25 protein-coding genes are annotated in these 21,475 nt (G+C 67.3%); 18 read left to right on the top strand and 7 right to left on the bottom strand.

Annotated elements, in window-relative coordinates; all coding sequences use genetic code 11:
- The first annotated feature begins 2 nt into the window (after positions 1–2).
- The 10 genes from G3T14_RS02005 to rimM all read left to right on the top strand — a co-directional run bounded on the left by G3T14_RS02005 (position 3) and on the right by rimM (position 8,137).
- Positions 3–464: a DoxX family protein gene (locus G3T14_RS02005; protein ID WP_163639504.1), complete on the top strand. Its 462-nt coding sequence runs from the start codon at positions 3–5 to the stop codon at positions 462–464.
- A 13-nt stretch (positions 465–477) separates the two neighbouring features.
- Entirely contained in the window at positions 478–924 is a 447-nt protein-coding gene (locus G3T14_RS02000) for a cupin domain-containing protein (RefSeq protein WP_163639502.1), read from the top strand.
- A 9-nt stretch (positions 925–933) separates the two neighbouring features.
- Complete coding sequence (locus tag G3T14_RS01995) at positions 934–1,836, top strand: SMP-30/gluconolactonase/LRE family protein (protein ID WP_163639500.1); 903 nt, start codon at positions 934–936, stop codon at positions 1,834–1,836.
- Positions 1,833–2,774: a VOC family protein gene (locus tag G3T14_RS01990; protein ID WP_163639498.1), complete on the top strand. Its 942-nt coding sequence runs from the start codon at positions 1,833–1,835 to the stop codon at positions 2,772–2,774. The genes G3T14_RS01995 and G3T14_RS01990 overlap by 4 nt, the downstream gene beginning before the upstream one ends.
- A 178-nt stretch (positions 2,775–2,952) precedes the next feature.
- The gene (lgt, locus tag G3T14_RS01985; protein WP_163639496.1) at positions 2,953–3,837 is read left to right on the top strand and encodes a prolipoprotein diacylglyceryl transferase; all 885 of its coding nucleotides are present in this window, start codon (positions 2,953–2,955) and stop codon (positions 3,835–3,837) included.
- A 50-nt stretch (positions 3,838–3,887) separates the two neighbouring features.
- Positions 3,888–4,919 (top strand): SAM-dependent methyltransferase, encoded by a 1,032-nt coding sequence (locus G3T14_RS01980; RefSeq protein ID WP_163639745.1) that lies wholly within the window; start codon positions 3,888–3,890, stop codon positions 4,917–4,919.
- 217 nt (positions 4,920–5,136) lie between these two features.
- Entirely contained in the window at positions 5,137–5,370 is a 234-nt protein-coding gene (locus G3T14_RS01975) for a glutathione S-transferase (RefSeq protein ID WP_163639494.1), read from the top strand.
- 29 nt (positions 5,371–5,399) lie between these two features.
- On the top strand, positions 5,400–6,965 hold the full coding sequence (gene ffh, locus G3T14_RS01970) for a signal recognition particle protein (protein WP_163639492.1): 1,566 nt from the start codon (positions 5,400–5,402) through the stop codon (positions 6,963–6,965).
- 110 nt (positions 6,966–7,075) lie between these two features.
- On the top strand, positions 7,076–7,438 hold the full coding sequence (gene rpsP, locus G3T14_RS01965) for a 30S ribosomal protein S16 (protein WP_163639490.1): 363 nt from the start codon (positions 7,076–7,078) through the stop codon (positions 7,436–7,438).
- A gap of 165 nt (positions 7,439–7,603) precedes the next feature.
- Positions 7,604–8,137: a ribosome maturation factor RimM gene (gene rimM, locus G3T14_RS01960; RefSeq protein ID WP_246732872.1), complete on the top strand. Its 534-nt coding sequence runs from the start codon at positions 7,604–7,606 to the stop codon at positions 8,135–8,137.
- Positions 8,138–8,161: 24 nt separating this feature from the next.
- Here rimM and G3T14_RS01955 read toward each other — a convergent pair whose 3' ends face one another.
- Complete coding sequence (locus tag G3T14_RS01955) at positions 8,162–8,908, bottom strand: class I SAM-dependent methyltransferase (protein WP_163639486.1); 747 nt, start codon at positions 8,906–8,908, stop codon at positions 8,162–8,164.
- 99 nt (positions 8,909–9,007) lie between these two features.
- Here G3T14_RS01955 and trmD point away from each other — a divergent pair, with 99 nt between their 5' ends.
- The 6 genes from trmD (at position 9,008) to mtnA (ending at position 14,540) form a co-directional block, all read left to right on the top strand.
- Positions 9,008–9,709, top strand: a complete 702-nt coding sequence (gene trmD, locus G3T14_RS01950; protein ID WP_163639484.1) for a tRNA (guanosine(37)-N1)-methyltransferase TrmD — start codon at positions 9,008–9,010, stop codon at positions 9,707–9,709.
- A 139-nt stretch (positions 9,710–9,848) separates the two neighbouring features.
- Complete coding sequence (locus tag G3T14_RS01945; protein ID WP_163639482.1) at positions 9,849–11,015, top strand: phosphoserine transaminase; 1,167 nt, start codon at positions 9,849–9,851, stop codon at positions 11,013–11,015.
- Positions 11,016–11,219: 204 nt separating this feature from the next.
- Positions 11,220–12,812, top strand: coding sequence for a phosphoglycerate dehydrogenase (gene serA / locus G3T14_RS01940; protein WP_163639480.1), 1,593 nt, complete (start codon positions 11,220–11,222; stop codon positions 12,810–12,812).
- 62 nt (positions 12,813–12,874) lie between these two features.
- Positions 12,875–13,096 (top strand): DUF1902 domain-containing protein, encoded by a 222-nt coding sequence (locus tag G3T14_RS01935; RefSeq protein WP_163639478.1) that lies wholly within the window; start codon positions 12,875–12,877, stop codon positions 13,094–13,096.
- A gap of 100 nt (positions 13,097–13,196) precedes the next feature.
- Entirely contained in the window at positions 13,197–13,391 is a 195-nt protein-coding gene (locus G3T14_RS01930; RefSeq protein ID WP_163639476.1) for a type II toxin-antitoxin system HicA family toxin, read from the top strand.
- A 51-nt stretch (positions 13,392–13,442) separates the two neighbouring features.
- Positions 13,443–14,540 carry an S-methyl-5-thioribose-1-phosphate isomerase gene (gene mtnA / locus G3T14_RS01925; RefSeq protein ID WP_163639474.1) on the top strand — a complete coding sequence of 366 codons (1,098 nt, stop codon included), beginning with the start codon at positions 13,443–13,445 and terminating at the stop codon, positions 14,538–14,540.
- A gap of 6 nt (positions 14,541–14,546) precedes the next feature.
- Here the strand turns inward: mtnA and G3T14_RS01920 are convergent, their stop codons facing one another.
- The 6 genes from G3T14_RS01920 to G3T14_RS01895 all read right to left on the bottom strand — a co-directional run bounded on the left by G3T14_RS01920 (position 14,547) and on the right by G3T14_RS01895 (position 19,020).
- Entirely contained in the window at positions 14,547–15,542 is a 996-nt protein-coding gene (locus tag G3T14_RS01920; RefSeq protein ID WP_163639472.1) for a MaoC family dehydratase, read from the bottom strand.
- A gap of 186 nt (positions 15,543–15,728) precedes the next feature.
- A complete protein-coding gene (gene ychF, locus G3T14_RS01915; protein ID WP_163639470.1) occupies positions 15,729–16,826 on the bottom strand; it encodes a redox-regulated ATPase YchF in 1,098 nt (365 codons plus the stop codon).
- Between the two features lie 8 nt (positions 16,827–16,834).
- Positions 16,835–17,254: a PIN domain-containing protein gene (locus G3T14_RS01910; protein WP_163639468.1), complete on the bottom strand. Its 420-nt coding sequence runs from the start codon at positions 17,252–17,254 to the stop codon at positions 16,835–16,837.
- Between the two features lie 28 nt (positions 17,255–17,282).
- A complete protein-coding gene (locus tag G3T14_RS01905; protein WP_246732857.1) occupies positions 17,283–17,543 on the bottom strand; it encodes a hypothetical protein in 261 nt (86 codons plus the stop codon).
- A 26-nt stretch (positions 17,544–17,569) separates the two neighbouring features.
- Positions 17,570–18,178, bottom strand: a complete 609-nt coding sequence (gene pth / locus G3T14_RS01900; RefSeq protein WP_163639464.1) for an aminoacyl-tRNA hydrolase — start codon at positions 18,176–18,178, stop codon at positions 17,570–17,572.
- Between the two features lie 149 nt (positions 18,179–18,327).
- Entirely contained in the window at positions 18,328–19,020 is a 693-nt protein-coding gene (locus G3T14_RS01895; protein ID WP_163639462.1) for a 50S ribosomal protein L25/general stress protein Ctc, read from the bottom strand.
- A 330-nt stretch (positions 19,021–19,350) separates the two neighbouring features.
- Here G3T14_RS01895 and G3T14_RS01890 point away from each other — a divergent pair, with 330 nt between their 5' ends.
- Complete coding sequence (locus tag G3T14_RS01890; protein ID WP_163639460.1) at positions 19,351–19,884, top strand: TIGR02281 family clan AA aspartic protease; 534 nt, start codon at positions 19,351–19,353, stop codon at positions 19,882–19,884.
- Between the two features lie 70 nt (positions 19,885–19,954).
- Positions 19,955–21,457, top strand: a complete 1,503-nt coding sequence (locus G3T14_RS01885) for a phosphomannomutase/phosphoglucomutase (protein ID WP_163639458.1) — start codon at positions 19,955–19,957, stop codon at positions 21,455–21,457.
- Positions 21,458–21,475 lie beyond the last annotated feature (18 nt).

The following is a 21,475-nucleotide window of genomic DNA, read 5'->3' as shown; positions in this document are numbered from 1 at the left end:
ATATGAACTGGCTCGATCTCGTCGCTCTGCCTCTGCTCGCCAAGATCGCCCTCGTCGGCATGTTTCCCCTGAGCGCCTACGATAAGGTCGCTCACTGGGACGAGGCGATGGAGCAGGCCGCCTCCGGGCCCCTGCCCTTCCCGGCGCTGCTGGTGGTGCTCGGGATCGGGATCGAGGCGGTGACGCCGATAATGATTATCACCGGGTACTGCGATCGCCTCGGGGCGTTCCTGCTCGCCGGCTTCTGCGCCGTCACGGCCCTGTTGTTCCACCGGTTCTGGGCATTCGCCGATTTCTGGTCGAAGAACGGCGAAGGCCGCGGCCATTTCTGGGATTTTTTCAAAAATTTCGGTCTCGTCGGCGGTTTGCTGCTGGTTGTGATCGGCGGTTCCTACGCGCCGGCCTCCGAGATCGTGCGGCACCCGCTGTCGAGCGGCCCGCAATCCGCCGACATCCAGCGTTGAGGACACGAAACAGATGACCGAACCCAAGCCGAGCATCCCATACTGGCACGTCTACACCGACCCGGATGGCGTAAGCCGCCAGGACGCCTTTACCTTGTCGAACTTCACGTTCGAAGGCGTCGATCCGCAGACGGCACCGCAATGGAACGACAAGCAGGATCCCACGAAAGCCGGCGTCACCTTCACCGTCCTGCCGGTCGGCTGGGTCGGTGAGTGGCACGAGAACCCGAAGCCGCAATGGATCACCGTGCTAACCGGCCGCTGGTTCGTCGAAACCATGGATGGGCACCGGGTCGAGATGGGGCCGGGCGAGCTGATGTTCGGCGAGGACCAGAACACGAAGGAGCGGGACGGCCGCAAGGGCCATCTGTCCGGTACGGTGGGCGACGTGCCGTGCACGATGGTGGTGGTCGGGCTCGACGTCGAACCCACCGTGAACCAGCCGGGCCGGTTCGCGTAGAGGCCGCCGATGGACGGGTTCGCGATACACGACCGGCGCTTCGCCGCCCTCGTCCTGCCCAACGCGCCGCTGGAGTTTCTGGCGCAGGGCTTCCGCTGGACCGAGGGCCCGGTCTGGTTCGGTGACCGCGACGAACTGCTGTTCAGCGACCTGCCCAACGATCGCGTCATGCGCTGGAGCGAGCGGGGCGGCGTCAGTGTCTACCGGGAGCCCGCCAATTTCGAGAACGGCCATGCCCGCGATCGCGAGGGGCGGCTGCTCTCGTGTTCGCATCGCGGCCGCTGCATCACCCGCACCGAACTCGACGGCAGCATCGTGGTCCTTGCCGACCACTACGACGGTCGGCGTCTGAACTCGCCCAACGACATCGTCTGCAAATCCGACGGCACGATCTGGTTCACCGACCCGCCCTATGGGATTCAGACCGATTATGAGGGCGGCAAGCAGGTCTCCGAATTACCGGCGCGGGTCTACCGGCTCGATCCGGCCACCGGAGGCCTCACGGTGGTCGCCGACGATTTCGATGGACCCAACGGCCTGTGTTTCTCCCCCGACGAACGCAGGCTCTACATCGCGGAGAGCGGTCTTCAGTTCGCAGCCGATCCAGTGAAGCATTTGCGGGTGTTCGACTGTGACGAAGCCGGCCATCTCACGCGGCCCCAAATCTTCCATACGGTCGATAACGGCTTCTCCGATGGCTTTCGCTGTGACGAGGACGGCAACGTCTGGTCGAGTGCCGGCGACGGCGTCCACTGCATCGATCCGTCAGGGATTCTGCTCGGCAAGATCTTTACCCCATCCACCGTCTCGAACCTGGCATTCGGGGGACGCAACCGCTCGCGGCTGTTCCTGTGCGCGTCGCAAAGCCTGCTGGCGATCTACGTGAACACGCGCGGAGCCCGTTTGCTGTGACCGAACAGAGCCGAGGCCATGTGACCGCCCTCCTGGCGATCAGCCGGACGGTGGCGGACCTCGCCCGCACCGAAGCGTTCTATCGCGACGGCCTCGGTTTTGTGCGCAGCACGGGACCTGAGCCGATCCCGGTGGCGTTGCTCGACGCCCTCGGGCTGGCCGGGGCTACGGGCCAACGCTTGCGGATGCGCCTCGGCCGTCAGAGCATCGCCTTCCTGGCCTTCGATCAGCCCGGCCTACCCTATCCGGCGGCATCGGTTGCCACCGATCCGTGGTTCCAGCACGCGGCCATCGTGGTGCGAGACATGGAGGCCGCCTATCGCCACCTCGTCGCCGTCGCGCCGACACCGATCACGCGGGGCGGACCACAGGTATTGCCGCCATCTTCCGGCAGTGTCGCGGCCTACAAGTTTCGTGATCCCGACGGTCATCCCCTCGAACTCATCGCATTTCCGCAGGGGCCATCGGCCGACAGATGGGCCGATGCGCCGGGCTTGTTCCTCGGCATCGATCATTCGGCGATCACCGTGACGGATCGCGATGCCGCGATCGCCTTCTTCCGCGATGGGCTCGGGCTGTCGGTGGCGACGCGGGGACTCAACCACGGGCCCGAACAAGCGGCGCTCGATGGACTAAACAGCCCACTCGTGGACGTCATCGGCCTCGAACCCGCCGGGACGGCGACGCCGCATGTGGAATTGCTGCAGTATCGCGCGCCGCTGCGCCGAACCGGATCGGCCCCCCGATTCTGTGCACGCGACCGGGCAACTACGCGCTTCGTCTTCGCGGTCGATGGTCTGGCCGATCTCGTAGCTCACCTACGCCGCGCGTATCCTACGACGCTTGTCACGGTCTCGCGCGACGGGGACGTCGCCGGCCTGGACGGACCGGACGGGCACGGGCTGATTCTCGTGGAAGCGCCCGCGCCGGATCGCTGACCCCGTCTCGGGTCCCGGCCTTGACGCTCGGAGCGTCCTGCGTCCAATGCCGGAACTCCTCCTTCCCCCGCTCGATCAGACCAAAGCAGTTCAACCCGGCGCCTCCGGATGAGGGGGAGATCGGGGCCGCGCCGATCCATGCGAGCGGCAGACTCAATCAGAACCCGGACGCCAGCCGATGCCGCCGCTCCTCGCCCTGCCCTTCCCCGCCATCGACCCGGTGGCGATCGCCATCGGCCCGATCACCATCAAGTGGTACGCGCTGGCCTATATCGTCGGCCTCGTCGGCGGCTGGTTCTATGCGCGCCGTCTGGTGGCCACCGACCGGTACTGGGGTGTGGTGCGCCGTCCGACCCTGGACGACATCGACGATCTCATCGTCTGGGTAGCGCTCGGCGTCGTGCTGGGCGGTCGCATCGGCTACGTGCTGTTCTATAACTTGCCGCTCTATCTCAGCGATCCCATCGAGATTTTCGCCATCCGTAACGGCGGCATGTCGTTCCACGGTGGCTTCCTCGGGGCGGTGCTGGCGATGGTGCTGTTTGCCCGGTCGCGCAAGCTCAGCCCCTACACCCTGCTCGATCTCGCCGCCGTGGTGGTGCCCATCGGGCTTTTCTTCGGGCGCATCGCCAATTTCGTGAATGGCGAGCTGTGGGGTCGGATCGCGCCGGACTTCGCCTACGCTATCGTGTTTCCCACCGGCGGCCCCCTACCCCGGCATCCGAGCCAGCTCTACGAGGCCGCGACCGAAGGCGCGTTGCTGTTCGTCGTGATGGCAATCGCGGTGCGCCGGTTCGGCTTCCGCTGGCCCGGGCTTCTCGGTGGAATCTTCGTGCTCGGCTATGCGCTCGCCCGCACCTTCTGCGAGTTCTTCCGCGAGCCCGACCGCCAACTCGGCTATCTGTTCGGCACGGAGGGCGGGCCGCTCGGCGGCCTCACCATGGGCATGCTGCTCTGCGTGCCGATGGCGTTGGTGGGCATCGGCTACATCATCGCCGCCGCCCGCGGCGCGACCCGGCCGCGGATCACACCCGAGACCCCCATCCGCGCGGACGCCGCGTGACCACGCCGCTCTTTGCTGAAATCCGCGACGAGATCCTCGGCCAGGGGCCGATGCCCCTGTCGCGCTACATGGGCCTCTGCCTCGGGCACCCGACGCATGGCTATTACCGCACCCGCGATCCGCTGGGAGCGAGAGGCGACTTCATCACCGCGCCCGAGATCAGCCAGATGTTCGGCGAACTCGTCGGAATCTGGATCGCCGCGACCTGGGCCGCCATGGGCGCGCCCGCCGACCTCGCCCTCGTCGAACTCGGACCGGGGCGCGGCACCCTCATGGCCGATGCGCTGCGGGCGCTCGCGCGCGCGGCCCCCGCGCTTTCGCCCGATCTGCACCTCGTCGAAACCAGTCCTCCGTTGCGTGCCGCGCAAGCGAAGCGCCTCACGGACGCCGCTCCGACCTGGCACGAGTCCATCGACACGCTGCCGGAACGCCCGAGCATCGTCGTCGCCAACGAGTTCTTCGATGCCTTGCCGGTGCGCCAGTTCCAGCGCACCGAGCGAGGTTGGTTCGAACGCCTCGTCGGCCTGAGCGCGGATGGCACCCGGCTCACCTTCGGTCTCTCCGCCGAGCCGGATCCCGGCATCGTCGCGTCGGCGCCGGCCGGCGTTTTGATGACCCTGCCGGGCCCGGCCCTCGACATCACCCGTGCCCTCGCCAGGCGCTGCGTGACGCATCGCGGCGCCGTGCTCGCCATCGATTACGGGCATGTGCGGCCGGGGTTCGGGGATTCGCTCCAGGCCCTCGCCGCGCATCGTTTCGTCGATCCGCTCGCGGCCCCCGGGGAGGCCGACCTCACCACCCATGTGGATTTTTTCGCGATGGGCCGTGCCGCCGCGTCGCAAGGCGCCCTGGTGCATGGCCCGGCAGACCAGCGCGATTTCCTGTTCGCCCTCGGCCTGCGCGAGCGCGCCGAACGCCTGTCGTCCCAGGCCACCCCGGCCCAGGTGGATGCGATTGCGGTAGCCGTTCAGCGGCTAACCGATCCGGCGCAGCGCGGCATGGGCAGCCTGTTCAAGGCGATGGCGATCAGCGATCCGGCATCGACGCGGCTCGCGGGTCTGCCGCCGCCATCATCAGCCTGATCGCGCGCAAGCTGCGGCCCGCGCCGTTGGTCGAAAAACTTGACTCCGCTCCGCCTGCGGCCTAACCGACCTTGATTAATTCAGACGATCTTTCGTCGACACGAACGCCGACCGGTCCCATGAGGCCGGAGGCTAACGCCCGACAGCGCGATGCGCCCTCGGGCGAGCTTCGCGTTGGAGAGAGGGCGTCGCCCGCAGAAGTTCGCTCGAAAGTCGCATGCCTCACGCCACACCAGACCAGTCGAAGACGCCGCTCCGTATCGAAGATGCGGTGAACGACGTCTGTCCGTGGTCGGGCAAGCCGATCGCGGCGGATTCGCTGACGCTCTACAACGGTGCCGTCGTCGGGTTCTGCAATCCGGAATGCAGGGACAAGTTCGCCCGCGCGCTGCGCAGCTTCGAGGATGCGCTCCAGGCGCGTCGGGCCGAAAGCGCGGGCATCAACCAGTGACGACGATCCTGGTCCAGGGAGCCTGACGCATGTTCGAAGGCCTGTCCGATCGCCTGTCCGGTATCCTCTCCGGACTGACGCGCCGCGGCGCGTTGACCGAAGCCGACGTCACCGCCGCCCTGCGCGAGGTGCGTCGCGCCCTGCTGGAGGCCGACGTCGCCCTGGAGGTCGTGCGCGACTTCACCGAGAAGGTCCGCGAGAAGGCGGTGGGCGCCGTCGTCCTGAAGTCGGTCACCCCCGGCCAGATGGTCGTCAAGATCGTCAACGACGAACTCACGGCGATGCTCGGCTCCGATGTCGGGCTCATCGATCTCAACGCACCGGCCCCCGTCGCTATCCTGATGGTCGGCCTCCAGGGCTCGGGAAAGACCACCACCACCGCCAAGATCGCCCGGCGTCTGGCCGCCCGCGACAAGCGCAAGGTGCTGCTCGCCTCCCTCGATACCCGCCGCCCGGCAGCGATGGAGCAGCTCGCAATCCTCGCCAAGCAGGTCGAGGTCGAGTGCCTGCCGATCGTGGCCGGCCAGTCCGCGGTGCAGATCGCCCGGCGCGCCATGGACGCTGCGCGTCTCGGCGGCTTCGATGTGGTGATGCTCGACACTGCGGGCCGCATCACCCTCGACGAAGCGCTGATGCAGGAGGTGGCCGAGGTCAAGGCCGCCACCAACCCGCATGAGGTGCTGCTGGTCGCCGACGCCCTCACCGGCCAGGACGCGGTGATCACCGCCCGCGCCTTCGACCAGCGCCTCGGCGTCACCGGCATCGTGCTGACCCGCATGGACGGCGATGCGCGCGGCGGCGCTGCCCTGTCGATGCGCGCCGTCACCGGCAAGCCGATCAAGCTCGTCGGCACCGGCGAGAAGGTCGATGCGCTCGAGGAGTTCCATCCCTCCCGCGTCGCCAACCGCATTCTCGGCATGGGCGACATCGTCTCCCTGGTGGAGAAGGCGGCCGAGACCATCGACCACGAGCAGGCGCTCCGCACCGCGGAGAAGATGCGCAAGGGCAAGTTCGACCTCGACGACCTGTCGATGCAGCTCGCCCAGATGGAGAAGATGGGCGGCATCGGCGGCCTCATGGGCATGCTGCCGGGCATGGGCGCGATCAAGAAGCAGGTCGAGGGCGCCAACCTCGACGAAAACATGTTCAAGCGCCAGCGCGCGATCATCTCGTCGATGACGGCACAGGAGCGCAAGAATCCCGACATCCTCAAGAACTCCCGCAAGAAGCGTATCGCGGCGGGTTCGGGGACGAAGGTCGAGGAGCTCAACAAGCTCCTCAAGATGCACCGGACCATGGCCGACATGATGAAGGCGATGGGCTCGGGCAAACGCGGCATTGGCCAAGCGCTCGGCTCGATGTTCGGTCTCGGCGGCGGTGGTGGAATGGGCGGAATGCCCGGCCTTCCCCCCGGCATGCCCGAGCCGACGCCGGAGATGATCGCCGATATGCAGAAGCAGATGGGCGGCAAGCTGCCTCCGATGCCTCCGGGCTTCGGCGGCGGCAAGATACCGGGCCTTCCGGGGCTCGGCGGTCCGAAGGGTCCGGGCGGTCTGCCGGGGCTCGGCGGTTTCCCGTTCGGGAAGAAGAAGTAAGGCGAGTGGCGAAGAGGGCGTAGCGAATAGTCGGATCACATCCGAAGACCTCTATTCGCTACTCACTGCTCGCCGATCGCATCGAACAACCAAATCATCAGGAGCACACCATGTCCCTCAAGATCCGTCTCACCCGTGGTGGCGCCAAGAAGCGCCCGTATTACCGCATCGTCGTCGCCGATGCCCGCGCCCCCCGCGATGGCCGCTTCATCGAGAAGGTCGGCGTGTACGACCCGATGAAGGCCAAGGACGATCCGGCCCGTATCGTGCTCGAGTCCGAGAAGATCCAGGCCTGGCTCGCCAAGGGCGCCCAGCCCACCGACCGCGTCCTGCGCTTCCTCGATGCCGCCGGCCTCGCCAAGCGCCCCGTGCGCAACAACCCGCAGAAGGCCGAGCCGGGCGAGAAGGCCAAGGAGCGCGCCGCCAAGCGTGCCGAGAAGGCCGCTGCCCCGGCCGAAGACGCCGCGGCCTAAGGCGCGACCGCGATGGCGCGCCGTCCCGGTGGCACGACACCCCACGGTGACGGCGGGCGCCGCGCGCGTCCCGGTCGCATCGGCGAGAGTACCGCGACCTCGGCCCACCGGCCGAAGCCGGAGGCCGATGCGACCTTGCCCGCCACCGACCCGAGTCTCGTCCAGATGGGCGAGTTCGGGCGGGCGCACGGGCTCAACGGCGAAGTCCGCCTGAAATCCTATACCGGCGATCCGCAGGCCATCGGGTCCTACGGACCGCTGATCGGCGCCGACGGGCGCCGCATCGAGTTCACCGACCTTCGCCGGGCCGGCGGGGCTTCCGCCGACGTGCTGGTGGTGCGCGTCAAGGGCGTCGCCGACCGGACCGGCGCCGAGGCGCTGAACCGCCTCGCGCTCTACGTTCCGCGCGACCGGCTCGGTGCCGTGGCGGACGAGGACGAGTTCTTCACCGCCGATCTCGTCGGCCTCGACGTGGTCGACCTCGAGGGGAAAGTGCTCGGCACCGTCGCCGACGTTCCGAATTACGGCGGTGGCGATCTTTTGGAGATCAAGCCGGCGCTGGGCGGACCGACTGCGCTCCTGCCCTTCACCAAGGCATTCGTGCCGACCCTCGACGTTGCCGGCGGCAGGGTCATCGTCGACCCGCCGGACGACCTGTTCGCTCCGGCCGGTCCGCGCCCGCCCGACGAACCAGCTTAGACCTCTGTCTCTCGCGCAGACGCGCTACCGCCCACCCGGAGCGGTCCGGGTCGTCTCGTCCTTGCAGGGGTGCACCTGTGCGGGGTCGGGCCGGACCGCCACCGTTGGCGCTTCGAAGATCGCCAGATAGCCGACACCGCCCTTCAAGACCGAGAAGCCGGTCTCGCGGTAGCCCGCCGCCGACAATTCACAGCGCAGCAGCGATGGCGGCGTGCCATGGCGCGAGGGGATGTCGTCGGCATCGACGATCCCGACCCGTCCGCCCGGCTTCATCGCCGCGGCGAGATTGTGGAGCAGGCCGAAGGGCTGCGCGATCTCGTGATACATGTGGACCAGCACCGCCGCATCGACGCTGTTGGGCGGCAGGCGCGGATCGTGCGGTTCGCCGCGCACCACCGTGACGTTGGCAAGCCCCGCCTTGGCGATCCGGGTGCTCAGGGTCGCGAGGTAGCGCGGCGTGACGTCTTCGGCCGTCACATGCCCGCGCGGTCCGACCCGTTCGGCGAGGCGTGTGGTGTAGTATCCGCTCCCCGCACCGATATCGGCCACGGTCTCACCGGCTTCGATCCGCATGAGGCGGGCGACCTGGCCGACTTCGTCGACCTTGTCGCGCTCGGACTCCGACGCCCAGAGCGGCGCGATGATCTCGGCTACCGGCCGATCCGGCGTCGGGAACGCCGATGCCGGCGCGCCCGGCGGACCGAAAGGCTCCGCAGCGAGAGCCGGAGCGGCGAGCAGGACGAGGGTGGCGGCAAGAAGGGTCCGGTTCATGAGTCGACAACCGGCCTCGGACCGAACGGTGCCGGCGAATAATCCGTTTCGTCCGTTTCGTCCGTTGACCCGTCCGCCCGGCCCGCGCCATCAAGCGGGATGACCACCGCGCCCTGGCACGCCACCATCCTGACGCTGTACCCGGAGATGTTCCCGGGGCCGCTCGGCATCTCCCTGTCGGGCGATGCGCTCGGGCGCGGCACCTGGGCGCTGGAGGCCCGCGATATCCGCGCGCACGGCCTCGGCCGCCATCGCGCGGTGGACGACACCCCAGCCGGCGGTGGCGCCGGTATGGTCCTGCGCTGCGATGTGCTCGCCGCCGCCATCGATGCGGCGGCCCCCCCCGAGGATCCGCGTCCGCGCCTGCTGATGAGCCCGCGCGGAAGACCGCTGACGCAAAGCCGCGTGCGGGCGCTCGCCGAGGGGCCGGGCGTGGTGATCGTCTGCGGCCGGTTCGAGGGGGTCGACGAGCGCGTCATCGCCGGGCGCGGCCTGGAGGAGGTCTCCATCGGCGACTACGTGCTGTCCGGCGGCGAGATCGCCGCTCTGGTGGTGCTCGATGCCTGCGTGCGGCTGCTGCCAGGGGTGATGGGCAAGGTCGCCTCGGGTGTCGAGGAGAGCTTCGAGGGCGGCCGGCTCGAATACCCGCATTACACGCGGCCCCGCGACTGGGAGGGCGTTCCGATTCCCGACGTGCTCACCGGCGGCAATCACGGCGCCATCGCGCGCTGGCGTCAGGCCCAAGCCGAGCGCATCACCGCGGAACGTCGCCCGGACCTGATGCGAACGAAGCAAGACTGATCGGGGGCTGTGTTTGCAAATCGACGGTCACGATCGTCTTTGCCGAACAAGTGTCTTGCGTCCGCGCCGACTTGGGTTCATTCCCCGCGGCGGGCCACTCCTCCCCAACGAGGAGCTTTCATCTGTAAGGATGACCACCATGAGCCGACCCAACACGCGCCCCCGCGTGCCGAATTTCTCGTCCGGTCCCTGCACAAAGCGCCCCGGCTGGAGCCTCCAGGCCCTCGAAGGCGCGGCCCTCGGACGTTCCCACCGCTCCGCGGTCGGCAAGGCCAAGCTGAAGCAGGCCATCGACCTCACCCGTGAGGTCCTGCGCGTTCCCGCCGATTACCGCATCGGCATCGTCCCCGCCTCCGATACCGGCGCCGTCGAGATGGCGATGTGGTCGATGCTCGGCTCCCGGACGGTGGACGTGGTGGCCTGGGAGGCGTTCGGCCTCGAATGGGTCACCGACGCGCTGGCCGAACTGAAGATTTCGCCGCGCGTCCATGTGGGCGATTACGGCATCCTGCCGGACCTCTCGGCCGTCGACACCAAGCACAACGACGTCATCTTCACCTGGAACGGCACCGCCGCCGGCGTGCGCGTGCCGAATGGCGACTGGATCGCGGCCGACCGCGAGGGCGTCACCATCTGCGACGCCACCTCGGCCGCCTTCGCCATGCCGCTGGCCTGGGACAAGCTCGATGTCGTGACCTTCTCCTGGCAGAAGGTGATGGGCGGCGAAGCCGCGCACGGCATGATCGTGCTTTCGCCCCGCGCCGTTGCGCGTATCGAGGGCAATAAGCCGGCCTGGCCCGTGCCGAAGGTCTTCCGCATGGCCAAGGACGGCAAGCTGATCGAGGGCATCTTCAAGGGCGACACCATCAATACGCCCTCGATGCTCGCGGTGGAAGATTACCTCGACACCCTGAACTGGGCCAAGAGCATCGGCGGCCTCGATGCGCTGTATGCGCGCGCCGACGCCAACGCCAAGGTGATCCACGATTGGGTGGCGCGGACTTCGTGGATCGGCCACCTCGCCGTCGATGCCGCGACCTACACCAACACCGGTGTCTGTCTCGTCATCGCGGATCCGGACGTGCTCGCCCGCGGCAACGCCGCCGTCGAGGCCGTGGCCAAGGGCATCGCCGATACGCTCGATCGCGAGGGCATCGCCTACGATATCGGTGCCTATCGCGACGCCCCGGCGGGCTTGCGGATCTGGTGCGGCGGTACGGTGGAGCGCTCCGACCTCGAGGCGTTGACCCCGTGGCTCGACTGGGCCTTCGCCGCCGAAAAGGCCAAGCTCGCCCAGGCGGCCTGAGCGCGACGCTCCTTTTCCTCTCCGAGGCCCTCTCCCGTCTGCGGGAGAAGGGGGGCCCGCATGGCGGGTCGGGAGAGGGGAGCGCTCACCGAAAACGGCGTCCCCTCGCCCGGTCGCTCCGCGACCACCCTCCCCTGCGAAGGGGGAGGGACGAGACGTTGCGTCTGCTCCAGAATTCCTTTTCCTCATAAGCCGGAGGCCGACATGGCCGCTCCCAAGGTGCTTATTTCCGACGCCCTCTCCGACGCTGCCGTGCAGATCTTTCGGGATCGCGGGATTGACGTCGATTTCATTCCCGACCTCGGCAAGAACAAAGAAGCCTTCGCGGCGATCATCGAGCATTACGATGGCCTCGCCATCCGCTCGGCCACGAAAGTGACCGCCAAGGTGCTGGCGCAGACCACGCGCCTGAAATGCATCGGCCGCGCCGGAATCGGGGTCGACAATGTCGATGTGCCGGCCGCCACGGCGCGCGGCGTCATCGTCATGAACACACCGTTCGGCAACTCGATCACCACCGCCGAACATGCCATCGCGCTGATGTTCGCCCTCGCCCGTCAGCTCCCTCAGGCCGACGTCTCGACGCAGGCGGGCAAGTGGGAGAAGAACCGCTTCATGGGCGTCGAGCTGACGGGCAAGACTCTCGGCATCATCGGTTGCGGCAACATCGGCGCGATCGTGGCCGACCGGGCCATCGGCCTCAAGCTCAAGGTGGTGGCCTACGACCCCTACCTGACCCCCGAACGGGCCGTGGAACTCGGCGTCGAGAAGGTCGAGCTCGACGCGCTGCTGGCGCGGGCCGACATCATCACGTTGCACGTGCCGATGACCGACAAGACCCGCAACATCCTCTCGGCCGAGGCCCTCGCCAGCACCAAGCGCGGCGTGCGCATCATCAACTGCGCCCGCGGCGGCCTCGTCGACGAAGTGGCACTGCGCGCCGCCCTCGATTCTGGGCATGTGGCCGGTGCGGCCTTCGATGTGTTCGTCACCGAGCCCGCCATCGAGAACCCGCTATTCGGGCACCCGAACGTGATCTGCACGCCGCATCTCGGCGCCTCCACCAACGAGGCGCAGGAGAACGTGGCGTTGCAGGTCGCCGAGCAGATGTCCGATTACCTGCTCCAGGGGGCGATCACCAACGCAATCAACTTCCCCTCGATCTCGGCCGACGAGGCGCCGCGCCTGAAGCCGTTCGTCGCGCTGGCCGAAAAGCTCGGCTCGTTCCTCGGCCAGCTCACCGAGGCGCCGATCAAGGCCATCCGCATCACCTACGAGGGCGCGGTAGCCGGCATGAACACCCGCGCGCTCACCTCGGCGGCTCTCACCGGCGTGCTGCGGCCGATCCTGCAGGACATCAACATGGTCTCGGCGCCCGCGGTGGCGCGCGAGCGCGGCATCGTCGTCGAGGAGGTCAAGCGCGAGGGCGGCGCCAGCGACTTCGAATCGGTGATCCGCATCACCGTCGATGCCGAGGACATGCCGCGGGACGCCGCCGGGACGGTCTTCCACGACGGTAAGCCGCGGGTTATCGAAATCCGCTCGATCGCCATCGACGCGGCGTTCGCGCCGCACATGCTCTACGTGCGCAACCACGACAAGCCCGGTTTCATCGGCCGTCTCGGCAGCGTGCTCGGTGATGCCGGCGTGAACGTCGCGACGTTCAATCTCGGCCGCGAGGAGGAAGGTGGCAGTGCGATCTGCTTCTGTGCCGTCGATGCGCCGGTCTCCGCCGCGGTCCTCGCCCAGATCGACGCGATCCCGCAGGTGCGGCGGGTGCGGGCGGTGAACTTCTGACGGGGCTTGCAACAGGGGCGGCGCTCGGTGATCCTGAGCGCTGCTCCATCAGGACGATCACGATGATCCGCCACGCCGTCATCCGCTGCGCCTGGGACGCCGACGCGAACGTCTGGTTCGTTCAGGACACCGACATTGCGGGTCTGGTCACCGAGGCGCCGACGCTGGAAGCCCTGCGCGCCAAGCTGCCCGGCATGGTGCGCGATCTCGTCGATGACGAGATCGAGATCGAACTCGATCTGATCGCTTATGCGCATGACCGTGTGCGGGTCGAGGCGGCTTAGTCGCGCGCGTCGGTAAAAACTAATATTTCGCTAACAAGAGAACTTTAGGTCCCTGCGACTAGGGTGTTCGACGCCACACCCGAGGCCGGGATTTTTGCATTTGACCGATTATACGCCTCCGCTGAAAAAACTTCTGAGGGCGCAAGGTTATGCGTTCTGGCGGAACGGGCGCGGCGATCATGAGATTTGGCGGCACGAATCCACTGGCCGTAAGGTGGTCGTCGATAACGCCATCAAGTCGCGTCACACCGCTAATGGCGTCCTGAAGCAGGCTGGCCTCGGCAAGGCGTTCTGACGTAAAGGCAGCGGCATCCGCTTTGCCCGCAATGCCCACCGGACGGACTGCATGAAGATCGACGGCCAGCCCTACCGGGCCATCTTCCCCGCGGAAGACGGGATCTCGGTCAAGGTGATCGACCAGACCCGCCTTCCCTTCGCCTTCGAGCTGAAGACCCTCGCGACGATGACCGAAGTCGGGCAGGCGATCCGCACCATGGTGGTGCGCGGCGCACCCCTGATCGGCGTCGCCGCAGCCTACGGATTGGCGTTGGGCCTCGCCGAGGATTCGTCCGATGGCGGCATCGACCGGGCGGTAGAGTTCCTGGCGGATACGCGACCCACCGCGATCAACCTGCGCTGGGCCCTCGACAGAGTCGCGGCCAAGCTCCGCGCGGTCCCGGAGACCGAGCGGGCGGCGTTCGCCTTCGCCGAGGCCGGCCGGATCGCCGACGAGGATGTCGAGAGCTGCCACGCCATCGGCGTCCACGGCGCCCGGATCCTCGCCGATCTGCATCGCCAAAAAGGTCGGCCGATCAATGTGCTGACCCATTGCAACGCCGGCTGGCTCGCCACCGTCGATTGGGGCACCGCCCTCGCGCCGATCTATGTCGCGCACGATGCTGGCGTACCGGTCCATGTGTTCGTGGACGAGACCCGGCCGCGCAACCAGGGCGCCGCGCTCACCGCTTTCGAGCTCAACGCCCACGGCGTGCCGCACACGGTCATCGCCGACAATGCCGGCGGCCACCTGATGCAGCGCGGGCAGATCGACCTCTGCATCGTCGGCTCGGATCGCACCACCGCGAGCGGCGACGTCTGCAACAAGATCGGCACCTACCTGAAGGCGCTGGCCGCCGACGACAACCGGATTCCGTTCTACGTCGCCCTGCCGTTCTCGACCATCGACTGGACGCTCGACGACGGCGTGAAGGAGATTCCCATCGAGGAGCGCGACGGCCGTGAGGTCTCGCATCTCACCGGCCGCCTCGCCGATGGCGGCTTCGCGACGATCGAGGTGGTCTCTCCGGGAAGCCCCGTGGCCAATCCGGCCTTCGACGTGACGCCGGCCCGTCTGGTGACCGGGATCATCACCGAGCGCGGTGTCGCGAGGGCGAGTGCGGAGGGGTTGCTGGCGCTCTACCCCGAGCGGCGGGCGGCAGCCTGACCAGACTCAGGCCGTCGGCTCCCACTCGATGAACACCGAGCCGGTGAATTCGAAGACGGTGACGCCGTGCTGGTTGATCCCGGTGTTGTGGTGGTTCGCCAAGCCCCAGCCGGGGCGCGAAGCGGTGCGGCGCGCCTCCGTCAGGGAACAGGCGTAGCGGATCGTGTCGCCCGCATAGACCGGGACGAGCCAGCGCATATCGCGAAAGCCCGGCGACGGGCCGAGCTTCGGTGTCGGGCCGGACAGTCCGGTGAAGGCGAGGTCGCGCTCGCGGGTGATGTGCAGGCGTTTCATCCAGACGGCCGCCGTGTGCCAGCCGGACGCGCAGAGTGCCCCGAACTGGGTACGGCGCGCGGCCTCGGCATCGAGGTGGAACACCTGCGGGTCATACGCCTTGGCGAAGGCGATGATCGCTTCGGGGGTGAAGACGTGTGAGCCGAGATCGCGGCGTGCCCCGAGCGGCGCATCCTTCAGGAACTCGATCCGCTCCGCGTCGGTGCCCTCGATCACCGGATCGGGCTTGGCGAGGGTCAAAACCCGCGGCGGCAGCGGCACGATTCCGCGCCGGGCGAGCATCACGGTGAACGCCTGCGTCATCACCGTTTCGTCGCGGCCATTGCGCATTTTCAGGTCGAAGCGAACGAAGCCGCGGTCGGGCTTGGTGTTCGAGGCGCGGCAACTGTCCACCTTCACTGTGATGCGCAGGGTGTCGCCCGGGAATACCGGACGGGCCCAGCGCAGGTGCAGGATGCCGGGGGAGCCCATGGAGGTGGCGCCGCGGAAGACGTGCTTCTGCACCATCCGCATGCCGAACCCGGCGCTCTGCCAGCCCGAGCCGATGAGCCGACCGACGAAGCTGGCTTCGGCAGCGGCTTCGTCGAGATGGAACGGCTGCGGGTCGAACTCGGCCGCGAACGCAACAATCTCGTCGCGGGTCACGGTGATCGGGCCGCCTTCGATGACGGCGCCGGGCGTGAAATCCTCGAAGGCGATACCGGTCATGCAGGTCCTTTCGCATTTTGCGAGCAAGCCAGGGCGACCCGACTGGAAGCGCCGCAAATCAGGCGCCGCGATGCCAGGTTTCTGGTCGATGACCTTGGTGGGCACGGGCGAGGCAGTCTCCCTCTCGTTTCGGAAGAGGGAGCCTGTCGCGATCCGGAAGACCGACGCGGTCTTCCGGATCCTGTCTCAGTTGGCGAAGCGGAAATGCAGCACGTCGCCGTCCTGCACCACGTACTCCTTGCCCTCGAGGCGGAACTTGCCGGCTTCCTTGGCGCCGCTCTCACCCTTCAGGGTGGTGTAGTCGGCAAACGCGATGGTCTCGGCGCGGATGAAGCCCTTCTCGAAATCCGAGTGGATCACCCCGGCCGCGGCCGGCGCGCGGGTGCCCTTCTCGATAGTCCAGGCACGGGCCTCCTTCGGCCCGACGGTGAAGTAGGTGATCAGGCCGAGAAGCTCGTAGCCGGCACGGATCACGCGGTTGAGGCCGGGCTCGGCCAGCCCGACGGCTTCGAGGAAGTCGCCCTGATCGGCCTGCGGCATCACCGCGATCTCGCTCTCGATCTTGGCCGAGACCACCACGGCCTTGGCGCCCTCGGCCTTGGCCTGCGCCATCACCGTGTCGGAATAGGCATTGCCCTTGTCGGCATCGGCCTCGTCGACGTTGCAGACGTAGAGCACCGGCTTGGCGGTCATCAGGCCGAGGGTCTGGAACAGCGCCTCTTCCTCGGGCTTACGCTGGACCAGCCGGGCCGGCTTGCCCTCGCGCAGGAGCGGCAGCGCCCGCATCACCAGGTCGAGGGCCTCCTTGGCTTCCTTGTCGGCGCCCTTGGCCTTCTTCTCCAGGGCGATGACGCGCTTCTCGAGGCTGTCGAGATCTGCCAGCATCAGCTCGGTCTCGATGGTCTCGATGTCGGCGGCCGGGTCGACCTTGCCCTCAACGTGGGTGACGTCGCCATCCGTGAAGCAGCGCACCACGTGGGCGATGGCATCGACCTCGCGGATGTTGGCGAGGAACTGGTTGCCGAGGCCCTCGCCCTTCGAGGCGCCGCGCACCAGACCGGCGATGTCGACGAAGGTCAGGCGCGTCGGGATGATCTCCTTGGAGGCCGCGATGCGGGCCAGATCATCGAGGCGCGCGTCGGGCACCGCCACCTCGCCGACATTCGGCTCGATGGTGCAGAACGGATAGTTGGCGGCCTGGGCCGCCGCCGTCTGCGTCAGCGCGTTGAAGAGGGTCGACTTGCCGACGTTCGGCAGGCCGACGATGCCGCATTTGAAGCCCATGATATCCCTCAAGAATTCGCGAAGATCGTATCGGGCGAAGCCCGAAATGGATTGACGATCGTGGTGCCTTCGACCTCGCGACCGTGTCGATCATCCTCGGATAGGAGGAAGCGGTATCCGGTCCGGATCGCGGTCGCCAGTATGACGCAATCCCACCAGGGAAAGCGCGTCCGCGCGCGCACCGCCCAGGCATCGCCGAGGAGATCGAGATCGGTGGTGCCCTCCGACCATTTCTCCGACGCCAGCGTGGTGCGCCGGGCTTCCTCCGGGTCGACCGGCAGCCGGCCCCGCACACAATCAAGGCGTGAAGCTCGCCCAGAATCTGCGGACTCACCACGATCAGGCCGTAATACGCCAACACAGCGAGCCACCGTCTGCTTCTCTGGAAACCGGTCGTCACGGGCGTCGATGAAGACGTCCGTATCCACGAACACTCGGCCTCGAACCGATCCGATGTCACTCGTCATCGTCGGCTTGATCGCGTATCGGCGCTCGGCGATCCGCGTCGAGAAGATGAAGCGGCGGTCCCGCGAGGAAACTGTCGAGCGCCGTTCTCTGAAAGAGCGGACGACCGACGCGCCGCTCGACCATTTCGGCGATGAAGGTGGACAGGCTCTTGCCATCGCGCGGCGCGGCGACGTGCGCGCGGTGCAGGATCGCCGCGTCCATCGTCACCGTCACGTACTTCACCGCAACCTCCGCGCCCGCTTCGGACATCGCTATCGTGTCCTCGTGTTTTCGTGTCAATCGCGGGCGTTGACCTGCTTGACGTCGTCCCAGCCGCGCCCGGCCATGGCGAGGTGTACCTTGTTCTGGAAGCTCGCATCCTCGCCGGCGGCCAGGAGTGCGGCGTGGTCGGCGATGGCTCGGTCGAGGTCGTCGACCCAGGCTTCCTCACCCTTGCCGAAATCGTTCAGCACATAGGCATGGACCAGCGCCTTGTCGCCCGGATGACCGATGCCGAGGCGGACCCGGCGATAGTCGTTGCCGCATTGCGCCGTGATCGAGCGCAAACCGTTATGGCCGGCATTGCCGCCACCGCTCTTCACCCGGAGCTTGGCCGGCGCGAGGTCGAGTTCGTCATGGAGCACGATCACGTCGCCGAGCGCGATCTTGTAGAAGCGCTGCGCTTCCGACACCGAGCGCCCCGAATCGTTCATGAAGGTCTGCGGCTTGAGCAGGATGGCGCGTTCGGACCCGAGCGCCACTTCGGCGATCTCGCCCTGGAATTTCTTCCGCCAGGGGCCGGCGCGGTGGACGCGCGCGATCGCGTCGACGGCCAGGAAACCGATGTTGTGGCGATTCCTGGCGTAGCGGGAACCGGGATTGCCGAGGCCGACGATCAGGCGCATCGCGCGGGTCTTCCTGTCCTTATTCTGGATTCCGGGCCGGCTGTCCCGAGAACCGGACTCCACCCTCTGGACCGATGCCCAAAACGGCGATGCCCCAGCCTGACGGCCGGGGCATCCTCTGGACCATGAAACCGGGGAGAACCCTGGTTTCAGTCCTCCTTCTTCTCGTCCTCGGCGGCCTCTTCTTCGGCGGCCTCTTCGGCCTTCTCCTCGGCGGCCTCGGCGGACTGAGCCTCGGCGATCGCGGCCTCTTCGGCCTCGACCTCGGCGCCGAGCACGGTCGGCGGCACGACGTTGGCGACCGTGGCATCCGGCTCGCCGGTGAAGGTCGCGCCGGAGGGCAGCTTCACGTCGGCGATGTGGATCGCGTCACCGATCTCGCGGCCGGTGAGGTCGATCTCGACCGCCTCGGGGATCGCGTCGGGGGCGACTTCCAGGGCCAGGGTGTGAAGCACGATGTTGAGCGTGCCGCCCTTCTGCTTGATGCCGGGCGCCGCGTCTTCGTTCAGGAAGTGCACCGGCACTTCGACGGTGATCGACTGGCCGGCGACGACGCGCAGGAAGTCGACATGCATCGGCACGCCGGTGACCGGGTCGAGCTGGAAGTCGCGCGGGATCGCACGGGTCTTCTTGCCGCCGGCATTGATCTCGAACAGCGTCGTCTTGAAGCCGCCGGCATAGATCAGGGTACGGGTGCGGATGAGGTCGATGGCAATGGCCTGCGGGGCCTGGCCGCCACCGTAGATGACGGCGGGAACGTGGCCCTGGCGACGAACGGCCCGGGCGGCCCCCTTGCCGACCCGGTCGCGTGCCACGGCCTCAAGCGTCTTGACTGCGCTCATGGCGTGATCCTTTAAGTGATTGAACAACCCGAGGAACGCGAAAGGCCGCCCGAAACGGACGGCCGTGCCCCGATCCCCGATTGCGCCCGTGCCTCCAAGGGTGTCTGGCGGGCGCGAGGACGGCGTATAGCGCCAAGTCCCCTGTCGTGCAACGTGTGTCCGGCCCTGTAATGGAACCGGACCGAACGACGACATCCTCTAATTTGTGCCGATCGGCCTACCGATGTTTCAACCATAGCCGGTGAATCCGAAGTGGGTTCGGTCTTCGCGGCACAGGTTCCTTCACCAGGACGGCCGTAGCACTCGGGCGGTGTGGCGCGGGTGGAACGGATGACGCGACCGATCGTATGGGCGTTGGGCGTGACGGGTGTCGCGGCTTTGTGGGGCGTGAGCATCGTTTCGAAGATCGATCGCGTCGCTCCGGCGGTCGAGACGGTTCAGACGCGACCGGATCCGGCGCGAGCCGGCGCTGCTCCCGCCAACGAAGTCTTACGCAATGCCCTGACGCTGTTCGCCGATGGCGGGGGCCACTTTGCCGCCGATGCGACGATCGACGGCGCGCACCTGCGCATGCTGCTGGATACCGGCGCCACGGTCTGCACCTTCACCTATGAAGACGCGCAACGCGCCGGTCTGCGATTCAGCGAGCGGGATTTCAGCCATCCGATCCAGACGGCAAACGGGACGATCCTCGCGGCGACCGTCCGCATCGGGACGATTCGGGTCGGGACGATCACGGTCCAGGCCGTGGACGCGGTGGTGATGCCGCGAGGCCGCCTCGCGACCAGCCTCCTCGGCATGTCGTTCTTGCGGCGCCTGTCGGAGTTCAGCATGGCGAATGGCCGGCTGACCTTGCGCGGGTGATACCCTTTGCCGTCCGGCGGACCGTCGGCTAAGCCGCATCGACGCCACACCGTGACGACGAGGGCCCGCGATGTTTCCGAAGCCGCAAGCCGCACTGACCCCGAACACCTTCGAATTCGAGCAGCTGCCGCTGGTGAAGCCCACGGGCTTTCGCGAATACGATGCCCGCTGGCTGTTCCCCGACGAGATCAACCTGATGGGCGTCCAGGCGCTCGGGCTCGGCATCGGCACGCTGGTGCACGAGATGGGCATCCGACCCGACATCGTCACCGGCCACGATTTCCGCGCCTATTCCGCGTCGATCAAGCTCGCGCTCATCGCCGGCATGCAGGCGGCCGGCCTCCGGGTGAAGGATGTCGGCCTCGCCCTGTCGCCGATGGCCTATTTCGGGCAGTTCGCCCTCGATTGTCCCTGCGTCGCGATGGTCACCGCCTCGCACAACGACAATGGCTGGACCGGCGTGAAGATGGGCGCCAACCGGCCGATGACCTTCGGGCCAGAGGAGATGGGCCGGCTCAAGGAGATCGTGCTCGGCGGTACCTACCAGTACCGCGACGGCGGCGCCTACGAGTTCGTCGAAGGCTTCTCGCAGGTCTACCTCAACGACCTGAAGACCCGCGCAAAGCCGATCTCGCGAAAACTCAAGGTCGTCGCCGCCTGCGGCAACGGCACTGCCGGCGCCTTCGCACCGAAGCTGCTCGAAGCGCTCGGGGTCGAAGTGGTGCCCCTCGATGTCTCGCCCGACTATACCTTCCCGCGCTACAACCCGAACCCCGAGGACATGGAGATGCTCCATGCCATCGCCGCCAAGGTGAAGGAGACGGGGGCCGATATCGGCCTCGGCTTCGATGGCGATGGTGACCGGTGCGGCGTCGTCGACAACGAGGGCGAAGAGATCTTCGCCGACAAGATCGGCGTCATGCTGGCGCGCGATCTGTCGAAGCTTCACCCCGGCGCGACCTTCGTGGTCGACGTCAAGTCGACCGGGCTCTACCATACCGATCCGGAGCTACAGGCGCAGAGCGTCCGGACGGATTACTGGAAAACCGGCCACTCCTACATCAAGCGCCGGGTCAACGAACTCGGCGCGCTCGCCGGATTCGAGAAGTCCGGGCACTTCTTCTTCAACGAGCCGATCGGGCGCGGCTACGACGACGGCCTGCTGACGGCCATCGCGGTGATCGAGATGCTCGATCGCAACCCGGGCGTGTCGATGGCCGACCTCTACCGGGCCCTCCCCAAGACCTGGGGCTCGCCGACCATGTCGCCCCATTGCGCCGATGAGGTGAAGTACGGGGTCGTCGATACCGTCACCGCCCGCCTGAAGGCGATGCATGCGGCCGGCGAGACGATCGGCGGGTCGAAAATCATCGACATCGTCACCGTGAACGGCATCCGCGTGACCACCGAGGATGGAACCTGGGGGCTGGTGCGTGCCTCCTCGAACAAGCCCGAACTCGTGGTGGTGATCGAAAGCCCGGTATCCGAGGCCCGCCTGCACGAGATGTTCAAGGCGGTGGACGGCGTCCTGCGCGAGAACACGAGCGTCGGAGCCTACAACCAGACGATCTGACCGCGCCGCCCTCGAGAC

The sequence above is a fragment of the Methylobacterium sp. BTF04 genome (assembly GCF_010692745.1).
GTDB lineage: Bacteria > Pseudomonadota > Alphaproteobacteria > Rhizobiales > Beijerinckiaceae > Methylobacterium.
This window is presented reverse-complemented; position numbering and strand designations above follow the sequence as displayed.

What these genes read in the sequence shown, in the direction of transcription:
- lgt (WP_163639496.1), top strand. Translation starts at nt 2,953, where the DNA reads ATGCCGCCGCTCCTCGCCCTGCCCTTCCCCGCCATCGACCCGGTGGCG.
- mtnA (WP_163639474.1), top strand. Translation starts at nt 13,443, where the DNA reads ATGAAGATCGACGGCCAGCCCTACCGGGCCATCTTCCCCGCGGAAGAC.
- pth (WP_163639464.1), bottom strand. Translation starts at nt 18,178, where the DNA reads ATGCGCCTGATCGTCGGCCTCGGCAATCCCGGTTCCCGCTACGCCAGG.
- rimM (WP_246732872.1), top strand. Translation starts at nt 7,604, where the DNA reads ATGGGCGAGTTCGGGCGGGCGCACGGGCTCAACGGCGAAGTCCGCCTG.
- ychF (WP_163639470.1), bottom strand. Translation starts at nt 16,826, where the DNA reads ATGGGCTTCAAATGCGGCATCGTCGGCCTGCCGAACGTCGGCAAGTCG.
- G3T14_RS02005 (WP_163639504.1), top strand. Translation starts at nt 3, where the DNA reads ATGAACTGGCTCGATCTCGTCGCTCTGCCTCTGCTCGCCAAGATCGCC.
- G3T14_RS01945 (WP_163639482.1), top strand. Translation starts at nt 9,849, where the DNA reads ATGAGCCGACCCAACACGCGCCCCCGCGTGCCGAATTTCTCGTCCGGT.
- ffh (WP_163639492.1), top strand. Translation starts at nt 5,400, where the DNA reads ATGTTCGAAGGCCTGTCCGATCGCCTGTCCGGTATCCTCTCCGGACTG.
- G3T14_RS01905 (WP_246732857.1), bottom strand. Translation starts at nt 17,543, where the DNA reads ATGTCCGAAGCGGGCGCGGAGGTTGCGGTGAAGTACGTGACGGTGACG.
- G3T14_RS02000 (WP_163639502.1), top strand. Translation starts at nt 478, where the DNA reads ATGACCGAACCCAAGCCGAGCATCCCATACTGGCACGTCTACACCGAC.
- G3T14_RS01895 (WP_163639462.1), bottom strand. Translation starts at nt 19,020, where the DNA reads ATGAGCGCAGTCAAGACGCTTGAGGCCGTGGCACGCGACCGGGTCGGC.
- G3T14_RS01890 (WP_163639460.1), top strand. Translation starts at nt 19,351, where the DNA reads ATGACGCGACCGATCGTATGGGCGTTGGGCGTGACGGGTGTCGCGGCT.
- serA (WP_163639480.1), top strand. Translation starts at nt 11,220, where the DNA reads ATGGCCGCTCCCAAGGTGCTTATTTCCGACGCCCTCTCCGACGCTGCC.
- G3T14_RS01920 (WP_163639472.1), bottom strand. Translation starts at nt 15,542, where the DNA reads ATGACCGGTATCGCCTTCGAGGATTTCACGCCCGGCGCCGTCATCGAA.
- trmD (WP_163639484.1), top strand. Translation starts at nt 9,008, where the DNA reads ATGACCACCGCGCCCTGGCACGCCACCATCCTGACGCTGTACCCGGAG.
- G3T14_RS01955 (WP_163639486.1), bottom strand. Translation starts at nt 8,908, where the DNA reads ATGAACCGGACCCTTCTTGCCGCCACCCTCGTCCTGCTCGCCGCTCCG.
- rpsP (WP_163639490.1), top strand. Translation starts at nt 7,076, where the DNA reads ATGTCCCTCAAGATCCGTCTCACCCGTGGTGGCGCCAAGAAGCGCCCG.
- G3T14_RS01935 (WP_163639478.1), top strand. Translation starts at nt 12,875, where the DNA reads ATGATCCGCCACGCCGTCATCCGCTGCGCCTGGGACGCCGACGCGAAC.
- G3T14_RS01995 (WP_163639500.1), top strand. Translation starts at nt 934, where the DNA reads ATGGACGGGTTCGCGATACACGACCGGCGCTTCGCCGCCCTCGTCCTG.
- G3T14_RS01885 (WP_163639458.1), top strand. Translation starts at nt 19,955, where the DNA reads ATGTTTCCGAAGCCGCAAGCCGCACTGACCCCGAACACCTTCGAATTC.
- G3T14_RS01980 (WP_163639745.1), top strand. Translation starts at nt 3,888, where the DNA reads ATGCCCCTGTCGCGCTACATGGGCCTCTGCCTCGGGCACCCGACGCAT.
- G3T14_RS01975 (WP_163639494.1), top strand. Translation starts at nt 5,137, where the DNA reads ATGCCTCACGCCACACCAGACCAGTCGAAGACGCCGCTCCGTATCGAA.